Here is a 24,276-nt window from a genome sequence, read left to right on the forward strand (position 1 = left end):
CTTCTACTTCGCCACCGGCAAATCGGCGTATCGCGTCGTATAGGCCGGTGACAGCATCTCACGCTTCATCGCCCAGGATTTCTCAATCCCCTGCCCGGCGAACCATATCTTCCCTTTACCGGAATGATTTACGCTGTCAATCATTTCCATCAGCGCTGCGCTGTTGGCGCGCAGGCGATTATCGTCAAACAAATTAAGCTGGGCGACGCCGCTGCTGAAAAAGTCCGCCAGCATCACCCCGGCTTTCATATAGCGATAGCCGTCGAGCCATATACGCCCCAGCGCCTCCGTGGCGGCGCGGATGATATCGCGCGAGTCATTGGTGGGCGTCATCAGGGTGACAGAAGCCTGATTGCCGTAATAAATTTCGTTGTCAGCATGCGGGCTGGTGCGCACAAACACGCTGATAAAGCGACAGTATTGATGCTCGCCGCGTAGTTTCTCTGCTGCCCGCTCCGCGTAGGCGCAAATCGCCTGGTGCATCTCTTCGTATTGCGTAATACGGTGACCAAACGAACGGCTACAGATAATTTGCTGTTTCGCGGGGGTGAATTCTTCCAGATCAAGGCACGGCTCGCCGCGAAGCTCGCGCGCCGTACGTTCCATTACCACGTTAAAATGTTTGCGAATGACCCAGGATGACGCTTCCGCCAGCTCCAGCGCCGTGGTAATGCCCATCGCGTTCAGTTTTTTCGTAATGCGCCGTCCTACCCCCCACACCTCCTCTACCGGAACCTTTTCCAGCAGTTTACGCTGCCGCTCGCGGCCTGAGAGATCGACCACGCCGCCCGTGCTGGCCCAGCGTTTCGCCGCATAGTTGGCCAGCTTCGCCAGCGTTTTTGTCGGAGCAATACCGACGCCAACGGTTAAGCCCGTATTTTTAAAGACCTGCGTGCGCATCTGGTGACCGAACGTTTCCAGCGACAGGCAGTGGCTGACACCCGAAACATTCACAAATGCTTCATCAATGGAGTAGATCTCAATGGCCGGAGCGAGATCGGTCAGCGTCTGCATGACCCGACTGCTGAGATCGGCATACAGCGCATAGTTTGAGCTAAAGACGTAAACCCGCGACGGGTAGCGCTTTTCTTTGAATTTAAAATACGGCTCACCCATTTTTATGCCGAACTGCTTTGCCTCCCGCGACAGTGAAATAATGCAGCCGTCGTTATTGGACACCACCACGATGGGCTTCCCTTCCAGATCGGGGCGGAACACCCGCTCGCAGGAGGCATAGAAGCTATTTACATCAACCAGCGCGAACATGTTTATGCGTTTTGAGCGTGTGGGTGACGACGCCGAAGATCTGCAGCTCCTCTTCGGACTGAAAGGCGATCGGCTGATAGCGGACATTATGTGGCAATAGCCTCAGAACCGGGCGGGTCTGTAGCTCTTTCACCGTAAACTCACCGGCGACCGACGCCACGACGATATCCCCATGTTCGGCATTTAACGAACGATCCACCACCAGCAGATCGCCATCGCTAATTCCCGCCCCAATCATGGAGTCTCCGCTCACCTTGATAAAATAGGTCGCACTGGGGTGTCTCACTGCCAGCCGGTTAAGATCGAGACGATCCTCTACGTAATCCTGCGCCGGGCTCGGGAAACCACAGGCGACGCGTTCTAAAAATAACGGTAATTCAATGACTTGTTTTGGGTGATAAGAAAAGAGAGTGTCCATAATGCCTTTCTCGCCAGATACTGTATATAAATACAGTATTACGGATTATGGACAAGGATCAAGGTCATTTCCGGAGGCGAACCCAAACGCGTTGAAGTTTGAGCGGATTTAATTTAGCCATAGCCTGTACAAGTCACTCCACCATGACCTTCACCTTGGGTTTAGACAGCAAAATATGGATAAGCCCGGTAAAGGCGACCGGTCTAAAGAAGTAGTATCCCTGCTGGTATACGATGTTATTCCGGTTGAGATAGTCTAACTGCGCCTTCGTCTCAACGCCTTCCGCCACAATGCTGATGGAGAGCTTACGCGCCAAATCCAATACGCAATCGAGGATCCGGGTGGAGTCCTCGTGTTCATTGACTCTGCTGACGAAGCTGTGGTCAATCTTGATGTAATCGATATGCAGATCGTGCAGATAAGAGAGCCCGGAATAGCCGGTACCAAAGTCATCCAGGGCAATGGCAAAACCATTTTCATGGAGCACGTTCAGGGTCTGCACGAGGCGTTCATCAATATCCAGCGGCTCTCGCTCTGTCACCTCAATCACATGGTTTAAATCCTTTCTGACGAAGCTATTTTTATATTTCAGGCATTCGTCCACGAAGCCTGGCATCGCGATATGGGAAGCGCTGAAGTTAATCCCGATATGAAAACCTTCCGGAAGTTTACTGGAGATGGCATTCATTTGCGTCACCACCTGCGCCATCAGGCTTTGTGTCAGGGAAACAATCAGCCCCGATTTTTCAGCAATCGGAATGAATGCTCCCGGTGAAATATATCCCGCTTTGGGGTGCTTCCATCTTGCCAGCACTTCCACGCCCCGCAGCGTACCCTCCCTGCCGTTAACCACGGGCTGGTAAAACGGAATGATTTCTCTCTTCGCAATCGCACTGCGAAGTGATTCTTCAGGAAGCGTGTGTTTGTTCAGGTACTTATACAGAACATAAGCCGCGATACCGGCAACCAGCAGTACGAAAAGGAGTATGCCGCCCCCCTGATGAAGCAGCCTTTGCGGGCTGAAAAAAGGCGCAGGGTTGTATCGGATGCTATAGGCGTATTGTTCAGAGTAAACCTGTCTGGCCTGACGTTCGCCGGGAGACGTGACGTGCAGTTCGCCAGAGGCGTCAATTGCGCTCCCGCCCACCGCTAATGAATAATTCACGTGCTTTAACGGCGTGCTTAACGCATCCCGGATATGGCGATCGCTGATCGTCACGATAATACGGTTTTCTGCAAACCGGGTCTGAAAGAGCAAAACCGGCTGCCCGTTTACCGTATCGCTTGCCGGAACAAGAAATAAGGGAGTATCGGGTAATGTATTAATATGCCGCAATAACACGCGATTTCCCGGCAGAGAGGAGCACCAGGGCTGCCCCTGCCTGATGATGGCGATGGTTCTGAGATGTGGCTGAAGCGCTGCCTCCGTACCCAGTTGATACTGGCCTTCTGCGTCGCACCCCTTGACGATAATTTCCGTCGCCGTTCGGGCGGCAACGCGCGCCTCGTCAAGAATGTCATTAATATCGCTTACAGCGTATCGGGCTCCCGACTGACTGTCGGCCCGTGCTGAATACCAGAGTTGAATATTGAGGATAAAAATACCCGCAATAAAAATGGCTACTGCTGCTGCGACAGGCACAAAAGCGTTACGCATCAACGTATCTACCCTACAGGGTTACGATTATAAATAGCATGGTCGACAATAATAAAAATAACCATGTTATCTTTAAATTAATGACTTACTTATGACTTACCGTGAGAGATCAACTAAATAAATCACTATCAAAACACTAATGATTGACTTTAAATTTAGACTAATGCATATTTTACAGCACGAATTAACAAGACTTTTTGGAGGACGTTTTCTATGCCAGCCCGTGATTATCCCGACAAACGCGTTGCTCGCGGTTTAGCAAAGGAGGCCGATCTCAGGATGTTGAGCGCCCGCATCGATCCCGACCTGATGGAGTACATCAGAACCACCGCCTATGAAACCCGCAAAAGTAAGCAAGAGATTGTGGCGGAAGCGTTAGCGCTTCACCGGCAGAATAACCCGATGACGCCTGCGGCAGACTAGGCCAGGGCTTCATCTGGCAGGCGGTATTCTGTTTTCGCTTAATCCACCAGTGAATTCAGCGTGTCCAGCGCGTCCGGCGGTAACACCAGATCCCCGGCGGCAAGGTTTTGCTGGAGATGCGCCACGGAGGACGTTCCGGGGATCAGCAGGATGTTCGGAGAACGTTGCAACAGCCACGCCAGCGCAACCTGCATTGCCGTTGCTCCCAGCGCATCCGCAACCGTCTGCAGCCCGGAAGATTGCAGCGGCGTGAAACCGCCCAGCGGGAAGAATGGCACCCAGGCAATCCCCTGCTGCGCAAGCGTATCCACCAGCGAATCATCACCGCGATTCACAATGTTGTACATGTTCTGCACGCACACCACGGGCACCATTTTCTGCGCCTCGGCGACCTGAGAGGCAGTGACGTTGCTCAATCCAATATGGCGAACCAGCCCCTGCTGCTGTAGCTCCGCCAGCGTGGACAACGGTTCAGCGATCGATCCTTCCGCAGGACCGTGGGCGCTAAACATAATCCGCAGATTGACCACATCCAGTACGTCCAGCTGCAGGTTGCGCAGATTATCATGCACCGCCTGAGTCAATTCCTGCGCGGAAAAGGCCGGGAGCCAGGCGCCTTTGTCGTCGCGGCGGGCGCCGATTTTGGTCACGATGGTCAGATCGTCCCGATAAGGATGAAGCGCCTCGCGGATCAGCTGGTTAGTCACGTGCGGGCCGTAAAAATCGCTGGTATCGATATGATTCACACCCGCGGCCACCGCTTCGCGGAGCACCTCCAGCGCGGCCTGCTTATCCTTCGGTGGGCCAAACACGCCCGGCCCGGCAAGCTGCATCGCGCCATAGCCCAGTCGTTTAACCGTTCGCGTGCCGAGCGCGTACGTTCCGCTTTTATCAATGCTGCTCATGTTGACCTTCCTCATAAAAATGATCCGGGTTTACAACAGGTTCCCGATCGGAGCCCTAAGTTAAGCACGAGTTAAATTAAAGTTTAAATTCTATACGACGATAGTATTGATGTACCTCTGCATCTCTCTAACGGACGACCGCTATGCTGAAAAATCTGCACGTAATTACCGGTATTATCTTTGCCCTCACCATATTCTGTCTGCTGCAAGTTGTCACGGGAGGGTTGTTCTACTCTGCCGTCAGCAACGATCGCCATAACTTCCAGAACTCCGGGGTGCTCAATGCCCAGCAGGAGAGCCTGAGCGACAGCGTCAATACGCTGGTAAAAACGCGCGTTACCGTCACCCGCGTGGCGATCCGTTACCTGAAAAACCAGCGCGATCCTGCGTCCCTCGCGGCGATCAACAAGCTGTTAGGTACCGCCAATGACTCTCTGGCGAAAGCCGAAGCCTATAACAAAGCGTGGCAGAAAATGCCGCAGGTTAATGGCCAAAACGCGGCGTTAACCGAAGAGATGCAGAAATCCTGGAATCAAATGCACGAGGTGATGCGTCTGTCGATTGAGTATCTGCGCGCCGACAACTATCAGGCTTACGGTGATCTGGATGCCCAGCAGGCACAGGACGGGATGGAAGCGGTCTATAACCGCTGGCGTGCCGAAAACAACACCCTGCTTAAAGCGGCGACACAAGAAAACCAGAGCAGCTTTACGCAGATGCAGTGGACACTGGCAGGGATTTTCCTGGCCGTGATCGCCGTACTGGTCGTGATCTGGCAGGGTTTACAACACCTGCTGCTGAAACCGCTCAAAACCATCATGAACCACATCCGCACCATCGCGGGCGGCGATCTGACGCAAAACGTCGATATCTCTGGCCGCAATGAGATGGGACAGCTGGCGGCAGGCCTGCATGAGATGCAGCAGTCGCTGGTTAACACGGTCAGTGCCGTACGCGGGAGCACGGATTCGATCTATACCGGCGCGGGTGAAATTGCCGCCGGGAGCAACGACCTCTCGGCCCGTACCGAACAGCAGGCTGCCTCGCTGGAAGAGACGGCCGCCAGTATGGAAGAGCTGACCGCAACGGTTAAACAGAACTCCGATAACGCGCGTCAGGCTACGCTGCTGGCGAAAAATGCCTCAGAAACGGCCGCACGCGGCGGTCACGTCGTGGATAACGTGGTTCGCACGATGACCGAAATTGCCGACAGTTCGCAGCAAATCGCGCACATCACCGGTGTGATTGACAGCATCGCATTCCAGACGAACATTCTGGCACTTAACGCGGCGGTGGAAGCCGCTCGCGCCGGGGAACAAGGCCGTGGCTTTGCGGTTGTTGCCGGTGAAGTCCGTACGCTGGCGAGCCGCAGCGCCCAGGCGGCGAAGGAGATCAAAGGACTGATTGAGAATTCCGTCAGCCGGGTCAACACCGGCTCTGAACAGGTGAGCGAGGCTGGTGCAACGATGAAAGAGATCGTCGCCGCAGTCACCCGCGTTACCGATATTATGGGCGAGATTTCGTCAGCCTCTGACGAGCAGAGCCGCGGTATTGAGCAGGTGAGCCTGGCCGTATCGCAGATGGACAGCGTAACGCAGCAAAACGCCGCGCTGGTGCAGGAATCTGCCACGGCCGCAGCGGCACTGGAAGACCAGTCCGAGCAATTGCGTCAGGCCGTGGCTGCATTTCGCCTGAACGTGCAGGAAAGAGCCGCGCCGCGCGCCAAAAATGTGAAAACGCCGCAGCTGTTGCGCCCGGTAACGGCCAGCGCGTCGGGCGACAATCACTGGGAAACGTTCTAAGCCGTATCGCTAGCGGCTGCGCTTGGCGTGCCGCTCCCAGTTTTCCTGTTTCGCTTCGTCGGATTTTCGCAGCGAAACATAGCAAGCCCCGCTGCCGCCATGGTGCGGCAGCGCGACACAAAATGCCTGCACTTCCTCGAACTCGGTCAACCAACGCGCCAGATAGCTGCGCACCACATTAGGGTGTGACTTCAGCTCACGCCCTTTGCCGTGCACGATAATCAGATTGCGCAGCCCGTCACGACTCGCCTGCCGGATAAAAGAATACAGCATCTGGCGGCAGCGTTCGGCGGGCTGACGTAAGAGGGTTAAGCTGGCCTGACGGGAATATTTGCCGGAACGCAGCTTATCAATAACGCCCTGCTGAACCCCTTCGCGCTGGAACATCAGCGGCTCTTCGAGCGGCAGCAATTCCAGAAAACCCAGGGTCAGAAAGTTGTCGAGCTGTTCGGTATCAATGTCCTGGCGAGCGCGTGAATTACGGCTTTGCTGCCAGTGGATATCCGTGCAGCGTTTCAGGGGCTGAACATCTTCCATGGCGTCAAGAAAAAGGGATTTGTCGTCAGGGTTCATGGAAATCCTCCGGCTACATCTGGGCTTGTACTATACCTGCACCAGACAGGCGCCTCAATCACCTCTGCAGAATGCGGGGTGAGATACATATTATCCTGATGAATATATATAGCCATTATTAAAAATATTTAAATCAGACTTAACTAAAACTTCAGTAAAGTTAAAATAAGTGATTTGCGTTAAATTTTTATAAAATCAATCACTCGCCTGCCTTTCATTTTTCGGAAAAGATGTTATACCTAAATATACCTGCCTCATGGATATAATACTCAGGACTGGCAAAAGGATGTACTGCTGTGTGTACTATAGGGTCTGTCTGATGTCGGACAGATCCTGTTTTTTTATAATAGGCACTTCACGCAACGACTATTTTTCTCGCTTCCCTTCTGAATTGCGTAATTAATGATTCGGCAAGGGGCGTCTGACGTGAATCACGGCGCTGAATTAAATAATAGGTTGCTTTAGGAAGCGACTCAACGACCGGCAGCATGACCAGACGGTGCGCCAGCAGCGGGTCACAGCCTAGCTCCTGCGGCAATATGCTTAAAAAATCACTTTGCGCGACAAGGCTAATGCAGGAAGAAAAGGTTTCGCAGACGACACCAATTCGCGGTATTTGCGAGCGGTGGCTAAATACCTCTTCTAATTGCTTATAATAGCTTCCCCGCGGCGTCGGCATTGTCCAGTTATAATGCAAAAGTTCATTAATAGAGGTTGCCCCCGTTGCCGGATGCCCTTCCCGACAAAATACTGCAAACGGTTTTTCAAAGAGTTTTTCAAACGTAAATTCATGGTCGTAAGGCCCCTGGTAATAGGTATTGATGGTGAAATCCAGCTCGCCCTGGCGTAATTCATTGATCATCGACACCAGTTGCCCTTCCATAATTCGCACCTTGACCTGCGGATGTTGCGCATGAAAACGGGTGATGACGGCGGGCATCAGGCTTCGTGAAACGCTGGCCCCCATTCCGATGTTGATCTGCCCGGCCAGTTCGCCCTGCCGCTGACGGATATCATCCTGCGCCGCACGCAGCTCTTCCAGAATCAACCTGGCACGCTGGTAAAAGCCCTCACCGCATTCGGTCAACGCGACGCCCTTACTCCTGCGCACGAAAAGCTGCGCCGCTATGCCCTCCTCCAGCTCTTTGATGGATTTGGTCAGCGCCGGTTGCGAAAGATTCAGCGTCCTGCTGGCACCGCGAATGCTGCCCTGACGCGCGACTTCAACAAACGCCCGGATTTGATGAAATTTAATCTGGAATGTCATAGCCCGACCGATAACCGTTGTTTATCAGAGTAAAGAAACTGTCATCTACTTTAATGGAAAGGGATGTGCGAGGGTAATTCCTGAACGGTTAAAACTGTGAAAAATCGGTTAGTGATAAGTAAAAACTATCACAGCGTGAAGCAGTTCACATATTTTAATGATGACAGGAACAGATATGGACACACTGGCGCAGTACATCCAGACATTATCCCCGCAGCTGAGCGCATGGCGTCGTGATTTTCACCATTATGCGGAATCCGGCTGGGTAGAGTTTCGTACCGCCGCGAAAGTCGCGGAAATCCTTGACTCGCTGGGTTACGAACTGGCGATGGGTCGTGACGTGGTCGATGCCGAAAGCCGGATGGGGTTGCCCGATGCCGCGACTCTGGCGCATGAGTTTGACCGCGCGCGGGCGCAGGGCGCGACTGAGAAATGGCTGGCGCCGTTTGAAGGCGGGTTTACCGGCATTGTGGCGACCCTCAATACCGGGCGTCCTGGTCCAACCCTGGCGTTTCGCGTCGACATGGATGCCCTTGATTTAAGCGAAGCGCTGGATGAAAGCCATCGCCCGTTCCGCGACGGGTTTGCCTCCTGCAACGCAGGGATGATGCACGCCTGCGCGCACGACGGCCATACCACGATTGGTCTGGGGCTGGCGCAGGTGCTTAAGCAGAATGAAGCACAGCTCAGCGGCACCCTCAAGCTGATCTTCCAGCCTGCCGAAGAGGGCACCCGCGGCGCGCGCGCCATGGTTGCCGCCGGGGCGCTGGACGACGTGGACTATTTCACCGCCATCCATATTGGTACCGGCGTCCCTGCCGGAACGACGATCTGCGGCAGCGATAACTTTATGGCCACCACCAAGTTCGACGTGAACTTTACCGGCGTGGCCGCACACGCGGGCGGTAAACCGGAGGACGGACGTAATGCCCTGCTCGCCGCCGCGCAGGCCGCCCTCGCCCTGCACAGCATCGCCCCGCACAGCGAAGGGGCCTCCCGGGTGAACGTCGGCGTGATGCAGGCGGGCAGCGGACGCAACGTGGTGCCCGCCAATGCCCTGATCAAGGTTGAAACGCGCGGCGAAACCGAAGCCATTAACCAGTATGTCTTTGAACGTGCGCAGGCGGTCATTACCGGCGCAGCGGCGCTCTACGGCGTGCGCGCCGAGATGCGCCTGATGGGTGCCGCGACGTCCAGCGCGCCGACACCGGCATGGGTGGATTATCTGCGCGAACAGGCGAGCCAGGTTTCCGGGGTTGTTCACGCCATCGATAAGGTGAAGGCGCCAGCAGGCTCCGAAGACGCCACGCTAATGATGGCCCGCGTGCAGGAGAACGGCGGCATGGCGTCCTATATGGTGTTTGGCACCGATTTGAGCGCCGGACATCACAACGAAAAATTCGACTTCGATGAGAAGGTCATGGCCATCGCCATTGAAACGCTGGCGCGAACTGCGCTCAATTTCCCGTGGACGCGAGGTGTGTAATGCAGGAGAACTACGCTTTTATTGCCGATGCGATCGACACGCGATGTCGGACGTTAACCGATATTGCCGACGCGATCTGGGATCGCCCTGAAACTCGCTTTGAAGAGTTCTGGTCCGCCGAACGGCTCGCCAGCGAGCTGGAGGCCGAAGGTTTCACGCTGAGCCGCGAGGCAGGCGGCATCCCCAACGCGTTTATCGCCAGCTTCGGCAGCGGGAAACCGGTTATCGCCCTGCTGGGCGAATACGACGCACTGGCTGGGTTAAGCCAGCAGGCGCACTGCGCAACGGCGCAATCCGCCACGCCGGGGGCAAATGGCCACGGCTGCGGGCATAACCTCCTGGGCACCGCGGCGCTGGCGGGCGCGGTGGCGGTGAAAAGCTGGCTGGAGGAGCACGGCGGCAGCGGAACGGTGCGTTTTTATGGCTGTCCCGGCGAGGAAGGCGGTTCCGGGAAAACCTTTATGGTGCGCGAAGGTCTGTTTGATGACGTTGATGCCGCCGTCACCTGGCATCCGGAAGCCTTCGCCGGGATGTTCAACGTCAGCACGCTGGCGAATATTCAGGCCGCCTGGCGTTTTCACGGCGTGGCGGCGCACGCGGCCAACTCCCCCCATCTGGGACGCAGCGCGCTGGACGCCGTGACGCTGATGACCACCGGCACCAACTTCCTCAACGAACACATTATCGAAAAAGCGCGCGTCCATTATGCCATTACCGATACTGGCGGGATTTCGCCCAACGTGGTGCAGGCGCAGGCTGAGGTGCTGTACCTGATCCGCGCCCCGGAGATGGCCGATGCGCAGCAGATTTACGAACGCATCGAAAAAATCGCCCAGGGCGCGGCGATGATGACCGAAACCACCGTCGAGTGTCGCTTTGATAAAGCCTGCTCAAGCTATCTGCCAAACCGCACGCTCGAGGCGGCGATGTATCGCGCCCTGCAGCACTACGGCACGCCGCTCTGGACGGAGGAAGAACGCGCCTTTGCCCGCGAGATCCGCGCCACCCTGACGCCCAACGATCTGCAAAACAGCCTGAAAAATATTGCCGCAACGGGGGGCGACGCGGGTAAAGCCTTTGCCCGTCGTCATCAGGAGACGCTGCTGGTGGATGAAGTCGCCCCCTATGCCATCACCGACAACGTGCTGGCGGGTTCAACCGACGTGGGCGATGTCAGCTGGAAAATGCCGGTCGCCCAGTGCTTCAGCCCCTGCTTTACCGTCGGCACGCCGCTGCACACCTGGCAACTGGTGGCGCAGGGGCGTACCTCTATTGCCCACAAAGGCATGCTGCTGGCGGGAAAAGTGATGGGTGCGACCGCGCTCAATCTGCTGCAGGACGCAGCGCTGCTGAAAAAATGCCGTGAAGAGTTCGAACAACAATTACAAGAAAAACCGTACGTGTGTCCGATCCCTCAGGGCGTGACACCGTCACCTTTAAAATAAAAAAACACAACACAACAACACAACACTCCCGAGGAACGCCCATGAGTATGTCATCCATACCTTCGCATTCCCCATCCGGTAAGCTCTATGGCTGGGTTGAGAGGATCGGCAATAAAGTGCCGCACCCTTTCCTGCTTTTTATCTATCTGATTGTGATTTTGATGGTCGCCACCGCCGTACTCTCCGCCTTTGACGTGAGCGTGCGCAGTCCGGCTGACGGCAGCCTGGTGGCGGTGAAAAACCTGCTCAGCGTTGACGGGCTGCACTGGTTTTTACCCAACGTGATTAAGAACTTCAGCGGTTTCGCCCCGCTGGGCGCCATTCTGGCGCTGGTGCTGGGGGCCGGGCTGGCGGAACGCGTGGGCTTGCTGCCCGCGTTAATGGTGAAAATGGCGTCCCACGTCAGCGCGCGCTACGCGAGCTATATGGTGCTGTTTATCGCCTTCTTCAGCCATATCTCTTCCGACGCCGCGCTGGTGATTATGCCGCCGATGGGGGCGCTGATTTTCCTCGCCGTCGGGCGTCATCCCGTGGCGGGCCTGCTGTCGGCGATTGCGGGCGTGGGCTGCGGATTTACCGCTAACCTGCTGATCGTCACCACCGACGTGCTGCTCTCGGGCATCAGCACGGAGGCGGCGAAGACCATCGATGCGGCAATGCACGTCAGCGTGATCGACAACTGGTACTTTATGGCCAGCTCGGTGATTGTCCTGACGATTGTTGGCGGGCTGATTACCGATAAGATCATCGAGCCGCGGCTGGGTAAATGGGAAGGCCGTAGCGATGAAAAGCTGGACACCCTGAGCAAAGAGCAGCGTTTCGGCCTGCGCGTGGCTGGCGTGGTCTCGCTGGCCTTTATCGCGCTGGTGGCGCTGATGGTGGTGCCGGAAAACGGCATATTGCGCGATCCGGTTAAACATACCGTCCTGCCGTCGCCGTTTATTCAGGGCATCGTGCCGCTGATTATCCTCTTCTTCTTTGTCGTCTCGCTCGCCTACGGTATCGCCACCGGCAAAATCCGCCGTCAGGGCGATCTGCCGCAGCTGATGATCGAGCCGATGAAGGAGATGGCGGGTTTTATTGTGATGGTATTCCCGCTGGCGCAGTTCGTGGCGATGTTTAACTGGAGCAACATGGGCAAGTTTATGGCCGTGGGCCTGACCGACGCGCTGGAGGCAGCCGGGCTAAGCGGCGTACCGGCGTTTGTCGGCCTGGCGCTGCTTTCATCGCTGCTGTGCATGTTTATCGCCAGCGGCTCCGCCATTTGGTCGATTCTGGCACCGATCTTCGTGCCGATGTTTATGATGCTGGGCTTCCACCCGGCTTTTGCGCAGATCCTGTTCCGTATCGCAGACTCCTCGGTCATTCCACTGGCGCCGGTTTCACCGTTTGTTCCGCTGTTTTTAGGCTTCCTGCAGCGCTATAAACCGGAGGCCAAACTGGGTACCTACTATTCGCTCGTCTTGCCTTATCCGCTTATCTTTTTAGGGGTATGGCTGGTGATGTTGGTGGCGTGGTATCTTGTCGGCCTGCCGATTGGACCGGGAATATACCCGAGGCTGAACTAAAGGAATGAGGATGCTGAGATTACTCGAAGATAAGATTGCGACGCCGCTGGGGCCGCTGTGGGTTATCGCCGATGAGGCGTTCAATCTGCGCGCCGTCGAATGGGAAGAGCACAGCGACCGCATGGAAGAACTGCTGAACATTCATTATCGCGCTGAGGGTTTTGAGCGTATCAGCGCCACCAATCCGGGTGGGCTGAGCGACAAGCTTGCGGCGTACTTCGAGGGCGATCTCAGCATCATTGATACTCTGCCAACCGCCACGGCAGGCACGCCTTTTCAGCGCGACGTATGGCAGGCCCTGCGGTCGATTCCGTGCGGGCAGGTCATGCATTATGGTCAGCTCGCAGAGCAGTTAGGCCGTGCGGGCGCGGCGCGCGCAGTGGGGGCCGCAAACGGCTCCAACCCGGTCAGCATCGTGGTGCCCTGCCACCGCGTGATCGGCCGCAACGGCACCATGACGGGCTATGCCGGTGGCGTGCAGCGAAAAGAGTGGCTACTGCGCCATGAAGGGTATCTTTTGCTGTAGAAACCAGGCTTTTAGTGCTTAATTTTCTTCCGGTTAGGGTAAAAATCCATAAGCAATTTGTGGAATTTCAAGAAGATGGCGACACATTGTCGCCACTTGTCCTTATTGAGGGTTTGCCAGGCTTACGTACTTACCAAAAAGATGTTAAAATTGACCAATATCAATTAAGGCTTGAGCAAACCTATGATCCCGGAAAAGCGAATTATACGACGCATTCAGTCTGGCGGTTGTGCTATCCATTGCCAGGATTGCAGCATCAGCCAGCTCTGTATCCCGTTTACCCTGAATGAGCATGAACTCGATCAGCTTGATAATATCATCGAGCGTAAAAAGCCTATTCAGAAAGGGCAGACGCTGTTTAAAGCGGGAGACGAACTGAAATCGCTCTATGCTATCCGTTCTGGCACCATCAAGAGCTACACCATCACCGAACAGGGTGATGAGCAGATCACCGGCTTCCATCTGGCGGGCGACCTGGTGGGCTTTGATGCTATCGGCACGGGTCATCACCCGAGCTTTGCTCAGGCGCTCGAAACCTCAATGGTTTGCGAAATTCCATTTGAAACGCTGGACGATCTGTCCGGTAAGATGCCTAACCTGCGTCAGCAGATGATGCGTCTGATGAGCGGTGAGATCAAAGGCGACCAGGACATGATCCTGCTGCTTTCCAAAAAGAATGCAGAAGAGCGCCTGGCCGCGTTTATCTACAACCTCTCCCGCCGTTTCGCGGAACGTGGTTTCTCGCCGCGTGAATTCCGACTGACGATGACGCGTGGCGATATCGGTAACTACCTGGGCCTGACCGTTGAGACCATCAGCCGTCTGCTGGGACGTTTCCAGAAAAGCGGCATGCTGGCGGTTAAAGGTAAGTACATCACCATCGAAAATGGTGAAGCGCTGGCGGTTCTCGCCGGGCACGCCCGCAACGTCGCATAACATCCCCGAATGATTCATGCCAGTTTCGTACATTTTCGTGATGACGGGACTGGCATTTTACATTGTCCTTTTCAACCGCTCCCACTCCCCGGTCTGCGCCTGGCACGTTCCCGTTGAGGTTATGATTTGAGAGAAAGTTTATTTTTCGTTTCAGTCGTTATTGCCTCAATCACCTTCATATTCATCTGGATCATGCTTGTCGGCCCTATGAAGGGAGAGGAAAAGACCTATGTGCAGGATTCAACGACCTTTGCGATAGCGGTGATGGTGCTGCTGTTGATTGCGTTTATCGCGGTGACATCCACCGTGCTTTTCCTCTGATAAATTTTCATGAATTATTGATCTGGCAAAAGCTCCCCTCTGTTTCATTCAGGATATATAGGTTACTCTTTTAATTACAGACTGTGGTGACAGTAGTAAGGAGACCTGTATGGCCAAGTATCAAAACATGCTGGTAGCTATCGATCCGAATCAGGACGATCAGCCAGCATTACGACGTGCTGTGTATTTACATCAACGGATTGGTGGCAAAATCAAAGCGTTTTTGCCGATCTATGATTTCTCGTATGAGATGACCACCCTTCTGTCGCCTGACGAGCGCACCGCGATGCGTCAGGGCGTGATCGGCCAGCGTACCGCGTGGATCCGTGAACAGGCGAAATATTACCTGGAAGCGGGTGTTCCTATTGATATCAAAGTGGTCTGGCATAACCGACCTTTCGAAGCCATTATCCAGGAAGTTGTCGCCGGTGGGCACGACCTGCTGCTGAAAATGGCGCACCAGCATGACAAGCTGGAATCCGTGATCTTCACCCCTACCGACTGGCATCTGCTGCGTAAATGTCCTTGTCCGGTCTGGATGGTAAAAGACCAGCCGTGGCCTGAAGGCGGAAAAGCCGTCGTGGCAGTAAACCTCGCGAGCGAAGAGGATTACCACAATTCGCTGAACGAGAAGCTGGTGAAGGAGACCATCCAGCTTGCCGATCAGGTGAATCATACCGAAGTGCATCTGGTGGGCGCGTATCCGGTCACACCTATTAACATTGCCATTGAGCTGCCTGAATTTGACCCGAGCGTCTATAACGACGCGATCCGCGGACAGCACCTGCTGGCGATGAAAGCGCTGCGCCAAAAATTCAGCATTGATGAGAAAATGACGCACGTTGAAAAAGGTCTGCCTGAAGAGGTGATCCCGGATTTAGCGGAACATCTTCAGGCGGGGATTGTGGTACTGGGAACCATCGGGCGCACCGGTATTTCAGCCGCGTTCCTCGGCAATACCGCCGAACAGGTGATCGACCATCTGCGCTGCGACCTGCTGGTCATTAAGCCGGATGAGTTCCAGACGCCGGTGGAGTTGGATGACCCGGAAGACGATTAACCCCAACGCCCGGCGGCGCAGGCTTGCCGGGCCTACAAAATCGTAGGCCAGGTAAGCGTCAGCGCCACCCGGCAATAAAAAAACCGCCGGATTCGGCGGTTTTTTCGTTTCAACGCAACTTACAGCGCTTTCAGAATCGCATCCACGCTGGCTTTGGCATCGCCAAACAGCATGTGAGTGTTCTCTTTGAAGAACAGCGGGTTCTGAACGCCTGCATAGCCGGTATTCATGGAGCGTTTAAACACAATCACGTTCTGTGCTTTCCACACTTCCAGAACCGGCATACCGGCGATTGGGCTGCGCGGATCGTCCTGCGCCGCCGGGTTAACAGTGTCGTTAGCGCCGATGACCAGCACGGTGTCGGTATCGGCGAAATCATCGTTGATCTCGTCCATTTCCAGCACGATGTCGTAAGGCACTTTCGCCTCCGCCAGCAGCACGTTCATGTGGCCTGGCAGGCGACCTGCCACCGGGTGGATACCAAAGCGAACCTTGATACCGCGCGCGCGCAGCTTCTCGGTGATTTCCGCAACCGGATACTGCGCCTGCGCCACCGCCATGCCGTAGCCCGGGGTGATGATCACGGAGTGTGAGTTTTTCAGCATATCCGCCGTGTCTTCCGCGCTGATTTCACGGTGCTCACCCACTTCCTCATCGGAACCGGTCGAAGAGCCGTCAGAACCAAAGCCACCGGCAATCACGCTGATGAACGAACGGTTCATCGCCTTACACATGATGTAAGACAGGATCGCACCTGAAGAACCCACCAGCGCACCGGTGACGATCAGCAGGTCGTTGCTCAGCATAAAGCCTGCCGCCGCTGCCGCCCAACCGGAGTAGGAGTTCAGCATCGAGACAACCACTGGCATATCCGCACCACCGATGGACGCCACAAGGTGCCAGCCGAACGCCAGCGCAATGGTGGTCATCACCAGCAACGCCAGCACCTGCAGGCCTACGCTTTCGGTACGCACGAAGACCACCAGCAGCACAAATGAGACCACCAGCGCCGCCAGGTTCAACTTGTGACGGTTTGGCAGCATCAGCGGCTTAGAGGAAATTTTCCCGCGCAGCTTGCCGAACGCCACAATCGAACCGGTGAAGGTCACCGCACCGATAAAGATACCGAGGAACACTTCCGTCAGGTGAATGTTCACCAGAATCGGTTCCAGGCCCGGTTCGTGATACAGATAGCTGTTGAAGCCCACCAGCACCGCTGCCAGACCCACGAAGCTGTGCAGAATCGCAACCAGCTCCGGCATCTCGGTCATTTCAACGCGTTTTGCCAGGCGAATACCAATTGCGCCACCGATAATCATCGCCACCAGGATCCACGCAACGTTGCCGGTGTCCGGCCCGAAGATGGTGGCAATCAGCGCAATTGCCATCCCGGCGATACCAAAGTTATTCCCCTGCTGAGACGTTTCGTGTTTGGAAAGTCCCGCCAGACTGAAAATAAACAGGATTGCAGCAACAATGTATGCGGCTGTCACTAATCCTCCAGACATATGCTACCCCTTAGCCTTTACGAAACATTTTCAGCATGCGCTGAGTCACGGTGAAACCACCGAAAATATTGATACTGGCGATCAGTACCGCGACAAAGCTCAGGAAGCTGATCCAGCCGCCGTGACCAATCTGCAGCAACGCCCCGACCACGATAATCCCGGAGATGGCGTTGGTCACCGACATCAGCGGCGTATGCAGCGCATGGGAGACGTTCCACACCACGTAGTAGCCCACGACGCAGGAGAGCGCGAAGACGGTGAAGTGACCAAGGAACTCTTTTGGTGCGACGTCAGCCAGCCAGCCGAAGAGAATAATCACCAGCGCCATGATCGCGTATTTGCGCCACGGGGAAGCCGGTTTAGCGGGTTCTTTTGGCTCTGGCGCGGCTTTTGGTGCTGCCTGAGGCTGCGCGGAAACCTGAATAGGCGGTGCAGGCCAGGTGATTTCACCTTCACGGACCACGGTGACACCACGGACAACCACGTCGTCAAAATCAACGGTGATGTTGCCATCTTTCTCTTTGCAGAGCAGCTTCAGCAGGTTGACGAGGTTAGTGCCGTACAGCTGTGAAGACTGGGTTGGCAGACGACCCGGCAGATCGGTATAACCAATGACCTTCACACCGTTAGCGGTCGTGGTCACCTGATTCGGCACGGTATATTCGCAGTTACCGCCGTTCTGCGCGGCCAGATCGACAATCACGCTGCCTGGCTGCATGGAATCGACCATCTCGCGGGTGATCAGCTTCGGTGCTGGTTTGCCCGGAATCAGCGCCGTGGTGACGATGATGTCGACCTCTTTCGCCTGCGCGGCGAAGAGTTCCATTTCGGCTTTGATAAAGGCTTCGGACATTACCTTCGCGTAACCATCACCGCTGCCAGCTTCTTCCTTGAAGTCCAGTTCAAGGAACTCGGCGCCCATACTCTGGACCTGCTCCTTCACTTCCGGACGGGTATCAAAAGCACGGACGATAGCGCCCAGGCTATTTGCTGCTCCAATCGCAGCAAGACCGGCCACGCCCGCACCAATCACCATCACTTTCGCTGGCGGTACTTTACCCGCCGCGGTGATCTGACCGGTAAAGAAACGACCAAACTCGTGAGCCGCTTCAACGATAGCGCGGTAGCCCGCGATGTTCGCCATGGAGCTCAGCGCATCCAGAGACTGGGCGCGCGAAATGCGCGGCACCGAGTCCATCGCCATCACGGTGACGCCACGGGCTGCCAGCTTCTCCATAAGCTCTGGATTTTGTGCAGGCCAGACGAAGCTCACCAGCGTCGTGCCCGCGTTCAGCAGCGAAATCTCGTTCTCTTCCGGTGCGTTGACCTTCAGAATGATCGGTGATTGCCAGACCTCTGCCCCTTCGACCACTTCCGCACCGGCCTGGATAAAGGCCTCGTCATCGAAACTGGCCAGTTTGCCCGCGCCGCTTTCAACCGCGACGGTAAAACCCAGTTTGAGCAGTTGCTCCACCGTTTTCGGTGTTGCCGCTACACGGGTTTCATTGGCTAACCGTTCTTTTGGTACCCCAATACGCATAGTTTTCCCTTCCATCGGTTTTTGATGATGGTTTGTCGATAATTGCCCGCGGTCGGTCGCAGATTTCGCCATCCACATAACGACGAAAAATGATCCACCCCGGAAAATAAAACAGTAACAAACTTTCTATAACCTACTGAAAATAACGCCCGTGATCTACCGTCCAAAAACACTATTTCTTACTTTATCTGTGAAAAATAAGCGATCGGCATCGCTGACAGAGATATTTACCTTAAATTCATCGCTGAGACCGATAAAACGCGCAAGCGAAGCGGCAAAAACATGATATAGCGCCATAACAGAACAACTTATTAACATTAAATTAACTTGTAAAAGTCATAAGCTTTATCAGTTTTACTTGTCAAACGTCTGTTTTTTCAACATATCACTAAATGTTATGGAATTGGGTCATGCGCTGAGCACAGGCTGTGAAAAATGGCGCAGACAGCGACGGGATTTAAATGCCATAATCGGGACCGTCTCAAATTAACAACAATACCAGTACATGGTTTGCGCAAGGCGAAGGATTATTTTTATGAAGCTTAAGAACACACTCCTGGCGTCCGCACTTCTTTCCGCGACCGCCCTGTCTGCGAATGCCGCGACAGAGTTAACGCCGGAGCAAGCGGCAGCGTTAAAACCTTTTGACCAGACGGTCATTGTGGGTCGCTACAACTCTATTGGCGACGGCGTTGCCGCCGCGTCAAAAGCCGCTGATAAAAAAGGCGCGGCTTCGTTTTATGTGCTCGATCAGTCCGATCAGGGCAACAGCGGCAACCAGCGCGTCACCATTGCGCTGTACAAAGAAAATGCGCCTAAAGCGGATGAACAGAAAAACCGCGTGATTAACGGCATCGTTGAGCTGCCAAAAGATCAGGCGATTGCGCTTGAGCCGTATGACACCGTTACCGTGCAGGGCTTCTACCGCAGCCAGCCTGAAGTGAACGATGCCATCACCAAAGCCGCGAAACAGAAAGGGGCTTACTCTTTCTATATCGTGCGTCAGGTGGATGCTAACCAGGGCGGCAACCAGCGTATTACCGCGTTCATCTATAAAGAAGATGCGAAAAAACGCGTTCTGCAAAGCCCGGACGCTATCCCTGCTGATTCCGATGCGGGACGTGCGGCGTTAGCAAAAGGCGGTGAAGAAGCGAAGAAAGTTGAGATCCCGGGCGTCGCGACCTCTGCAGCGCCAAGCGCTGAAGTGGGCCGTTTCTTTGAAACGCAAACCACCAAAGGTGGACGCTATTCCGTCACCCTGCCGGATGGAACCAAAATTGAAGAGCTGAACAACGCCACTGCCGCGCAGATGGTACCGTTCGACAGCATCAAGTTTACCGGCAACTACGGCAACGGAACGGAAGTCTCTTATCAGGTCGCGAAGCGCGCGGCGAAGAAAGGCGCGAAGTACTACCACATCACCCGCCAGTGGCAGGAACGTGGTAACAACATGACCATCAGCGCCGATCTGTATAAGTAACAAAACGGTTGATCTGAGGCGGCGTAATGCCGCCTTTTTGTTACTTTTTTTCTAATTTCGGCCACACATCATTGCATGCTTTCCTGACACTCCGTAAAATCCCGCGCCTTAGTGTGATCCACCATTTTTATGCGCCCGTGCGAAATAATTATTCTGGATTTGGACCTTTCATAACAGGAAGCCAATGGAAAAGAAACTTGGCCTGAGTGCATTAACTGCACTCGTTTTAAGCTCAATGCTGGGTGCGGGTGTATTCAGTTTGCCGCAGAACATGGCGGCAGTCGCAAGCCCTGCCGCGTTAATTATTGGCTGGGCGATCACCGGCGTCGGGATCCTGCTGCTGGCATTTGCCATGCTGCTGCTCACCCGCATTCGCCCCGATCTGGATGGCGGCATTTTCACCTATGCCCGCGAAGGCTTCGGGGAGCTGATTGGCTTCTGTTCCGCATGGGGCTACTGGCTTTGTGCGGTGATCGCTAACGTCTCCTACCTGGTGATTGTCTTCTCGGCGCTCAGTTTCTTTACCGATACCCCTGAGCTCCGCCTGTTTGGTGACGGCAATACCTGGCAATCCATTGTCGGGGCATCTGTACTGCTGTGGGTGGTGCACTGGCTGGTATTACGCGGTGTCCAGACGGCGGCCAGCATCAACCTGGTCGCGACGCTGGCTAAACTGGTCCCGCTTGGCCTGTTTGTCGTGCTGGCATTTATTGCGTTTCGTCTTGACGTCTTTAAGCTCGACTTCACCGGTATCGCGCTGGGCGTGCCCGTCTGGGAGCAGGTCAAAAATACCATGCTGATCACCCTGTGGGTGTTCATCGGCGTTGAGGGTGCCGTCGTGGTTTCGGCCCGGGCGCGTAATAAGCGCGATGTCGGCCGCGCCACGCTGTTGGCCGTGCTGGCGGCGCTGGGGGTCTATCTGCTGGTGACGCTGCTGTCGCTGGGCGTGGTGGCGCGTCCTGAACTGGCAGAAATGCGTAATCCGTCGATGGCCGGGCTGATGGTGAAAATGCTCGGCCCGTGGGGAGATGTGGTGATTGCTGCGGGGCTTATCGTTTCCGTGTGTGGAGCCTACCTGAGCTGGACCATCATGGCGGCAGAAGTACCGTTCCTGGCCGCCACGCACAAGGCGTTTCCTCGCCTGTTTGCCCGCCAGAATAAAAACAATGCGCCGTCGGCCTCACTCTGGCTCACCAACATCAGCGTACAGGTCTGTCTGGTGCTGATCTGGCTCACAGGTTCGGACTATAACACCCTGTTGACCATCGCCTCTGAAATGATTCTGGTACCCTATTTCTTAGTGGGTGCGTATTTGTTAAAAATCGCGACGCGCCCGGCGCATTACATTGTCGGTGTCGGCGCCTGTATTTACGGTCTGTGGTTGTTGTATGCTTCCGGGCCTATGCATCTGCTGCTGTCGGTGGTGTTGTATGCGCCGGGTCTGCTGGTGTTTATCTATGCACGTCGCACGCATCAGTTGGAGAACGCCCTCAAGCGCCGTGAAATGGCCGCGATCGGGTTGTTACTGATTGCTGCCATACCGGCCACGTGGATGTTAATGGGATAGCATTGCCTTTCCCATTGTTGAACTGAAAAGGAGAATACGATGGGAAATGCACAGCAACGCCCAATATTGATCACCGGTGGAGGCCGCCGTATCGGCCTCGCCATCGCCCATCACTTTCTCAACCTTCGCCATCCGGTTATCGTCAGCTACCGTAGTGAATACCCTTCGATTGAGGGATTGCGTAAAGCCGGCGCGATCTGTATTCAGGCCGATTTTTCAACCGATGAGGGTATTCTTGCTTTCGCGGAGAAGGTGAAATCTACCACCAGCGGGCTGCGCGCCATTATTCATAACGCCAGCGCCTGGCAGGCCGAAACGCCTGCAACGCCGCTGAGCGAAACGCTCTCCTGCATGCTGCAAATCCACGTCAATGCGCCCTATTTGCTGAACCATGCGTTGCAAGACCTTCTGCGCGGCCACGGGCATGCCGCAGGTGACATTATTCATTTCACTGATTATGTGGTGGAGCGCGGCAGCGATAAGCACATCGCTTATGCAGCCAGCAAGGCCGCGCTGGATAACATGACGCGCTCGTTTGCCCGCAAGCTGGCACCCGAAGTGAAAGTGAACGCCATCGCCCCGGCGATGATTCTGTTTAACGAACACGATGATGCCGAGTATCGCCAGCAGGCGCTGAATAAATCACTGATGAAAATCGCGCCGGGCGAGAAAGAGGTGATCGACCTTATCGATTATCTGCTCACCAGCTGCTACGTTACGGGCAGAACCTTCTCCGTGGACGGAGGACGCCCGCTTCGCTAGTGAAAGCGGCTCCAGAAGAAGATCAATACCCAGGCGCTGAGGCTCCAGCAGACCACTGCCCCGCCCAGCGCCAGCGGAAGCCGCATAAAACCAGTGAAGTACCACAGCGACAATAGATAGAGAAAATACGGGATGATGGACCACATTCCGAACACAATGGTGGCGCGCAGCGCTTCAATGCCACGCTCGGACGCAACGATGTAGTGCGCAATGAGCGCAAAGGTCGGAAAGAGCGGAATCAACCCGGCAATGTAGTAATTCTTAGTTTTCGCCAGTACCCCAATCAACAACACCACCAGCGCACCCAGCGCGGCTTTAATCAGCAGCCCCATCATTTTTTCCATAACAATCAAGAAACAATATGAGGCAGAATAACGGAACTGGCGTTAATTTAGAAAGATTAATGGAAGGTTAAGGTTGTGCGGTGTATGTTGGCTTTTTTCGCGATAACAGACGCAGTATGAATAAGATTGTTTATGTAGAAGATGAACCCGAAGTGGGACAATTGATCGCCGCTTATCTGGGTAAACACGATATGGACGTCATCGTTGAGCCTCGCGGCGATCGCGCTGAAGAGGTTGTGCTACGCGAAAATCCGGATCTGGTGCTGCTGGACATCATGCTGCCCGGTAAAGATGGCATGACGCTCTGCCGTGACCTGCGCGCCCGATGGGAGGGGCCTATCGTGCTGTTGACCTCTCTGGACAGCGACATGAACCATATTCTGTCGCTGGAGATGGGCGCTAACGACTACATTCTCAAAACCACGCCGCCAGCCGTTCTGCTGGCCCGGCTGAGGCTTCATTTGCGCCAGCGCGCCAGCAGCGAACGCGAAACGCCCGCGCCGTCTCTGACGCCGCACAAAGCGATGCGCTTCGGTACGCTGTCTATTGATCCCATTAACCGCCAGGTGCTGCTCTCTGGGGAGCTTATCGCTCTCTCCACCGCAGACTTTGACCTGCTGTGGGAGCTGGCAACGCATGCGGGGCAGATCATGGACCGCGACGCCCTGCTGAAAAACCTGCGCGGCGTCAGCTATGACGGAATGGACCGCAGCGTGGACGTCGCGATTTCGCGCCTGCGTAAAAAACTGCAGGATAATGCCACCGAGCCATACCGCATTAAAACCGTGCGTAATAAAGGTTATCTGTTCGCCCCGCACGCCTGGGAAACCTGATTCCGTTATCCGGTTAGCATAACATGCGCGAAATGAAGGCATTACACAGTGATGCCCTCGCCTTCGCGCTTTTATTTATCCGTTTGCGCAACAATTAACTTGCTAAGCACGCGAACTATCCCATAATTAAATCTTCACTCATCCTATCTACAGCCAGTACCGCCCCGTCTATATACAGACTCTTTTTCACCGTGAAGCTCTCACGCTACCTCTCCCATAAAATCTTGAAATGAGGATTTAAGCCCATGAAATATGTATAGCTACAATCAGGTAGAAGCAATCAAAACCAATCTTGAATGGATTGTTAATCAGGCAGCGCTTAGCCATTCCTCCCCCTCACGCGCCGATCAAAAAGCGCTCTTTGACCTCCTTGAGCTCATCCAGTCTTACGAATTACTTCTGGATTTAATTAACGAATTTGGGACTGCTGTGATTGATATGCAAATTGCGGAAGGCCTGGCCGTAACGGAAACACTCATCGCCAAGGTTAAAAGACCTGCGCGCGCGATGTAATGCGCTCTGCCCGACAGAGATGACGCTTTCCACACGCTAAAGAGACATGAAAACACCGTGGGTTTTTCGCATGTTT

22 protein-coding genes are annotated in these 24,276 nt (G+C 54.9%); 13 read left to right on the forward strand and 9 right to left on the reverse strand.

Translation table 11 applies throughout. The features are described from left to right. Nucleotides 1–3 precede the first annotated feature (3 nt). The 3 genes from umuC to HV355_RS14200 form a co-directional block, all read right to left on the reverse strand. Nucleotides 4–1,266, reverse strand: a complete 1,263-nt coding sequence (umuC, locus tag HV355_RS14190) for a translesion error-prone DNA polymerase V subunit UmuC (protein ID WP_182402376.1) — start codon at nt 1,264–1,266, stop codon at nt 4–6. Then, on the reverse strand, nt 1,250–1,684 hold the full coding sequence (gene umuD / locus HV355_RS14195; RefSeq protein ID WP_010430481.1) for a translesion error-prone DNA polymerase V autoproteolytic subunit: 435 nt from the start codon (nt 1,682–1,684) through the stop codon (nt 1,250–1,252). The genes umuC and umuD overlap by 17 nt, the downstream gene beginning before the upstream one ends. Nucleotides 1,685–1,817: 133 nt before the next feature. Then, nucleotides 1,818–3,341, reverse strand: coding sequence for a cyclic diguanylate phosphodiesterase (locus HV355_RS14200; RefSeq protein ID WP_120158789.1), 1,524 nt, complete (start codon nt 3,339–3,341; stop codon nt 1,818–1,820). 213 nt (nt 3,342–3,554) lie between these two features. Between HV355_RS14200 and HV355_RS14205 the strand changes: the two genes are divergently transcribed. Next, a complete protein-coding gene (locus tag HV355_RS14205) occupies nt 3,555–3,764 on the forward strand; it encodes a hypothetical protein (RefSeq protein WP_029485054.1) in 210 nt (69 codons plus the stop codon). Between the two features lie 38 nt (nt 3,765–3,802). Here HV355_RS14205 and HV355_RS14210 read toward each other — a convergent pair whose 3' ends face one another. Continuing rightward, nucleotides 3,803–4,669, reverse strand: a complete 867-nt coding sequence (locus tag HV355_RS14210; RefSeq protein WP_120158790.1) for an aldo/keto reductase family oxidoreductase — start codon at nt 4,667–4,669, stop codon at nt 3,803–3,805. A 143-nt stretch (nt 4,670–4,812) separates the two neighbouring features. Between HV355_RS14210 and HV355_RS14215 the strand changes: the two genes are divergently transcribed. Next, nucleotides 4,813–6,471, forward strand: a complete 1,659-nt coding sequence (locus HV355_RS14215; protein WP_108416891.1) for a methyl-accepting chemotaxis protein — start codon at nt 4,813–4,815, stop codon at nt 6,469–6,471. Between the two features lie 9 nt (nt 6,472–6,480). Here HV355_RS14215 and smrA read toward each other — a convergent pair whose 3' ends face one another. Both smrA and HV355_RS14225 read right to left on the reverse strand, forming a co-directional pair. Beyond that, nucleotides 6,481–7,044 carry a DNA endonuclease SmrA gene (gene smrA, locus HV355_RS14220; RefSeq protein WP_108416890.1) on the reverse strand — a complete coding sequence of 188 codons (564 nt, stop codon included), beginning with the start codon at nt 7,042–7,044 and terminating at the stop codon, nt 6,481–6,483. A gap of 355 nt (nt 7,045–7,399) precedes the next feature. Continuing rightward, the gene (locus tag HV355_RS14225; protein WP_100166832.1) at nt 7,400–8,311 is read right to left on the reverse strand and encodes a LysR family transcriptional regulator; all 912 of its coding nucleotides are present in this window, start codon (nt 8,309–8,311) and stop codon (nt 7,400–7,402) included. A 175-nt stretch (nt 8,312–8,486) separates the two neighbouring features. Here HV355_RS14225 and HV355_RS14230 point away from each other — a divergent pair, with 175 nt between their 5' ends. The 6 genes from HV355_RS14230 to uspE all read left to right on the forward strand — a co-directional run bounded on the left by HV355_RS14230 (nt 8,487) and on the right by uspE (nt 15,653). Further along, nucleotides 8,487–9,797 carry a M20 family metallo-hydrolase gene (locus tag HV355_RS14230; RefSeq protein ID WP_182402378.1) on the forward strand — a complete coding sequence of 437 codons (1,311 nt, stop codon included), beginning with the start codon at nt 8,487–8,489 and terminating at the stop codon, nt 9,795–9,797. Next, the gene (locus HV355_RS14235; RefSeq protein WP_182402380.1) at nt 9,797–11,242 is read left to right on the forward strand and encodes a M20 family metallopeptidase; all 1,446 of its coding nucleotides are present in this window, start codon (nt 9,797–9,799) and stop codon (nt 11,240–11,242) included. The genes HV355_RS14230 and HV355_RS14235 overlap by 1 nt, the downstream gene beginning before the upstream one ends. A gap of 41 nt (nt 11,243–11,283) precedes the next feature. Then, on the forward strand, nt 11,284–12,810 hold the full coding sequence (abgT, locus tag HV355_RS14240; protein ID WP_032657666.1) for a p-aminobenzoyl-glutamate transporter: 1,527 nt from the start codon (nt 11,284–11,286) through the stop codon (nt 12,808–12,810). Between the two features lie 10 nt (nt 12,811–12,820). After that, nucleotides 12,821–13,336: a methylated-DNA--[protein]-cysteine S-methyltransferase gene (ogt, locus tag HV355_RS14245; protein WP_042714140.1), complete on the forward strand. Its 516-nt coding sequence runs from the start codon at nt 12,821–12,823 to the stop codon at nt 13,334–13,336. Nucleotides 13,337–13,519: 183 nt separating this feature from the next. Then, nucleotides 13,520–14,272: a fumarate/nitrate reduction transcriptional regulator Fnr gene (gene fnr, locus HV355_RS14250; protein WP_006174991.1), complete on the forward strand. Its 753-nt coding sequence runs from the start codon at nt 13,520–13,522 to the stop codon at nt 14,270–14,272. A gap of 430 nt (nt 14,273–14,702) precedes the next feature. Then, a complete protein-coding gene (gene uspE / locus HV355_RS14260) occupies nt 14,703–15,653 on the forward strand; it encodes a universal stress protein UspE (RefSeq protein ID WP_182402382.1) in 951 nt (316 codons plus the stop codon). 119 nt (nt 15,654–15,772) lie between these two features. Here uspE and pntB read toward each other — a convergent pair whose 3' ends face one another. Both pntB and pntA read right to left on the reverse strand, forming a co-directional pair. Beyond that, nucleotides 15,773–17,161, reverse strand: coding sequence for a Re/Si-specific NAD(P)(+) transhydrogenase subunit beta (pntB, locus tag HV355_RS14265; RefSeq protein WP_182402384.1), 1,389 nt, complete (start codon nt 17,159–17,161; stop codon nt 15,773–15,775). Nucleotides 17,162–17,171: 10 nt separating this feature from the next. Next, entirely contained in the window at nt 17,172–18,701 is a 1,530-nt protein-coding gene (gene pntA / locus HV355_RS14270; protein WP_182402386.1) for a Re/Si-specific NAD(P)(+) transhydrogenase subunit alpha, read from the reverse strand. A gap of 535 nt (nt 18,702–19,236) precedes the next feature. Between pntA and ydgH the strand changes: the two genes are divergently transcribed. The 3 genes from ydgH (at nt 19,237) to folM (ending at nt 22,510) form a co-directional block, all read left to right on the forward strand. Continuing rightward, complete coding sequence (gene ydgH / locus HV355_RS14275) at nt 19,237–20,181, forward strand: DUF1471 family protein YdgH (RefSeq protein ID WP_010430434.1); 945 nt, start codon at nt 19,237–19,239, stop codon at nt 20,179–20,181. A gap of 184 nt (nt 20,182–20,365) precedes the next feature. After that, nucleotides 20,366–21,748, forward strand: a complete 1,383-nt coding sequence (locus tag HV355_RS14280; RefSeq protein WP_148399446.1) for an amino acid permease — start codon at nt 20,366–20,368, stop codon at nt 21,746–21,748. A gap of 39 nt (nt 21,749–21,787) precedes the next feature. After that, on the forward strand, nt 21,788–22,510 hold the full coding sequence (folM, locus tag HV355_RS14285; RefSeq protein WP_120158795.1) for a dihydromonapterin reductase: 723 nt from the start codon (nt 21,788–21,790) through the stop codon (nt 22,508–22,510). Here folM and HV355_RS14290 read toward each other — a convergent pair. Then, nucleotides 22,507–22,842: a GlpM family protein gene (locus tag HV355_RS14290; protein WP_089599552.1), complete on the reverse strand. Its 336-nt coding sequence runs from the start codon at nt 22,840–22,842 to the stop codon at nt 22,507–22,509. The two genes, folM and HV355_RS14290, sit on opposite strands and share 4 nt — an antisense overlap. Nucleotides 22,843–22,970: 128 nt before the next feature. On the opposite strand from HV355_RS14290, the gene rstA reads away from it, so the two are divergent. Beyond that, nucleotides 22,971–23,687: a two-component system response regulator RstA gene (gene rstA / locus HV355_RS14295; protein ID WP_010430424.1), complete on the forward strand. Its 717-nt coding sequence runs from the start codon at nt 22,971–22,973 to the stop codon at nt 23,685–23,687. A gap of 252 nt (nt 23,688–23,939) precedes the next feature. Further along, nucleotides 23,940–24,200: a hypothetical protein gene (locus HV355_RS14300; protein ID WP_182402387.1), complete on the forward strand. Its 261-nt coding sequence runs from the start codon at nt 23,940–23,942 to the stop codon at nt 24,198–24,200. Nucleotides 24,201–24,276: the final 76 nt, after the last annotated feature.

It is taken from the genome of Enterobacter sp. RHBSTW-01064 (assembly GCF_014103035.1).
Lineage (GTDB): Bacteria > Pseudomonadota > Gammaproteobacteria > Enterobacterales > Enterobacteriaceae > Enterobacter > Enterobacter mori.

Bases quoted from the DNA above. Each gene is read 5' to 3' on its own strand.
- abgT (WP_032657666.1), top strand. From the start codon at position 11,284: ATGAGTATGTCATCCATACCTTCGCATTCCCCATCCGGTAAGCTCTAT.
- umuD (WP_010430481.1), bottom strand. From the start codon at position 1,684: ATGGACACTCTCTTTTCTTATCACCCAAAACAAGTCATTGAATTACCG.
- ydgH (WP_010430434.1), top strand. From the start codon at position 19,237: ATGAAGCTTAAGAACACACTCCTGGCGTCCGCACTTCTTTCCGCGACC.
- HV355_RS14200 (WP_120158789.1), bottom strand. From the start codon at position 3,341: ATGCGTAACGCTTTTGTGCCTGTCGCAGCAGCAGTAGCCATTTTTATT.
- HV355_RS14225 (WP_100166832.1), bottom strand. From the start codon at position 8,311: ATGACATTCCAGATTAAATTTCATCAAATCCGGGCGTTTGTTGAAGTC.
- HV355_RS14210 (WP_120158790.1), bottom strand. From the start codon at position 4,669: ATGAGCAGCATTGATAAAAGCGGAACGTACGCGCTCGGCACGCGAACG.
- HV355_RS14230 (WP_182402378.1), top strand. From the start codon at position 8,487: ATGGACACACTGGCGCAGTACATCCAGACATTATCCCCGCAGCTGAGC.
- uspE (WP_182402382.1), top strand. From the start codon at position 14,703: ATGGCCAAGTATCAAAACATGCTGGTAGCTATCGATCCGAATCAGGAC.
- rstA (WP_010430424.1), top strand. From the start codon at position 22,971: ATGAATAAGATTGTTTATGTAGAAGATGAACCCGAAGTGGGACAATTG.
- fnr (WP_006174991.1), top strand. From the start codon at position 13,520: ATGATCCCGGAAAAGCGAATTATACGACGCATTCAGTCTGGCGGTTGT.
- HV355_RS14280 (WP_148399446.1), top strand. From the start codon at position 20,366: ATGGAAAAGAAACTTGGCCTGAGTGCATTAACTGCACTCGTTTTAAGC.
- HV355_RS14300 (WP_182402387.1), top strand. From the start codon at position 23,940: ATGTATAGCTACAATCAGGTAGAAGCAATCAAAACCAATCTTGAATGG.
- HV355_RS14235 (WP_182402380.1), top strand. From the start codon at position 9,797: ATGCAGGAGAACTACGCTTTTATTGCCGATGCGATCGACACGCGATGT.
- HV355_RS14205 (WP_029485054.1), top strand. From the start codon at position 3,555: ATGCCAGCCCGTGATTATCCCGACAAACGCGTTGCTCGCGGTTTAGCA.
- pntB (WP_182402384.1), bottom strand. From the start codon at position 17,161: ATGTCTGGAGGATTAGTGACAGCCGCATACATTGTTGCTGCAATCCTG.
- pntA (WP_182402386.1), bottom strand. From the start codon at position 18,701: ATGCGTATTGGGGTACCAAAAGAACGGTTAGCCAATGAAACCCGTGTA.
- ogt (WP_042714140.1), top strand. From the start codon at position 12,821: ATGCTGAGATTACTCGAAGATAAGATTGCGACGCCGCTGGGGCCGCTG.
- HV355_RS14290 (WP_089599552.1), bottom strand. From the start codon at position 22,842: ATGGGGCTGCTGATTAAAGCCGCGCTGGGTGCGCTGGTGGTGTTGTTG.
- HV355_RS14215 (WP_108416891.1), top strand. From the start codon at position 4,813: ATGCTGAAAAATCTGCACGTAATTACCGGTATTATCTTTGCCCTCACC.
- smrA (WP_108416890.1), bottom strand. From the start codon at position 7,044: ATGAACCCTGACGACAAATCCCTTTTTCTTGACGCCATGGAAGATGTT.
- folM (WP_120158795.1), top strand. From the start codon at position 21,788: ATGGGAAATGCACAGCAACGCCCAATATTGATCACCGGTGGAGGCCGC.
- umuC (WP_182402376.1), bottom strand. From the start codon at position 1,266: ATGTTCGCGCTGGTTGATGTAAATAGCTTCTATGCCTCCTGCGAGCGG.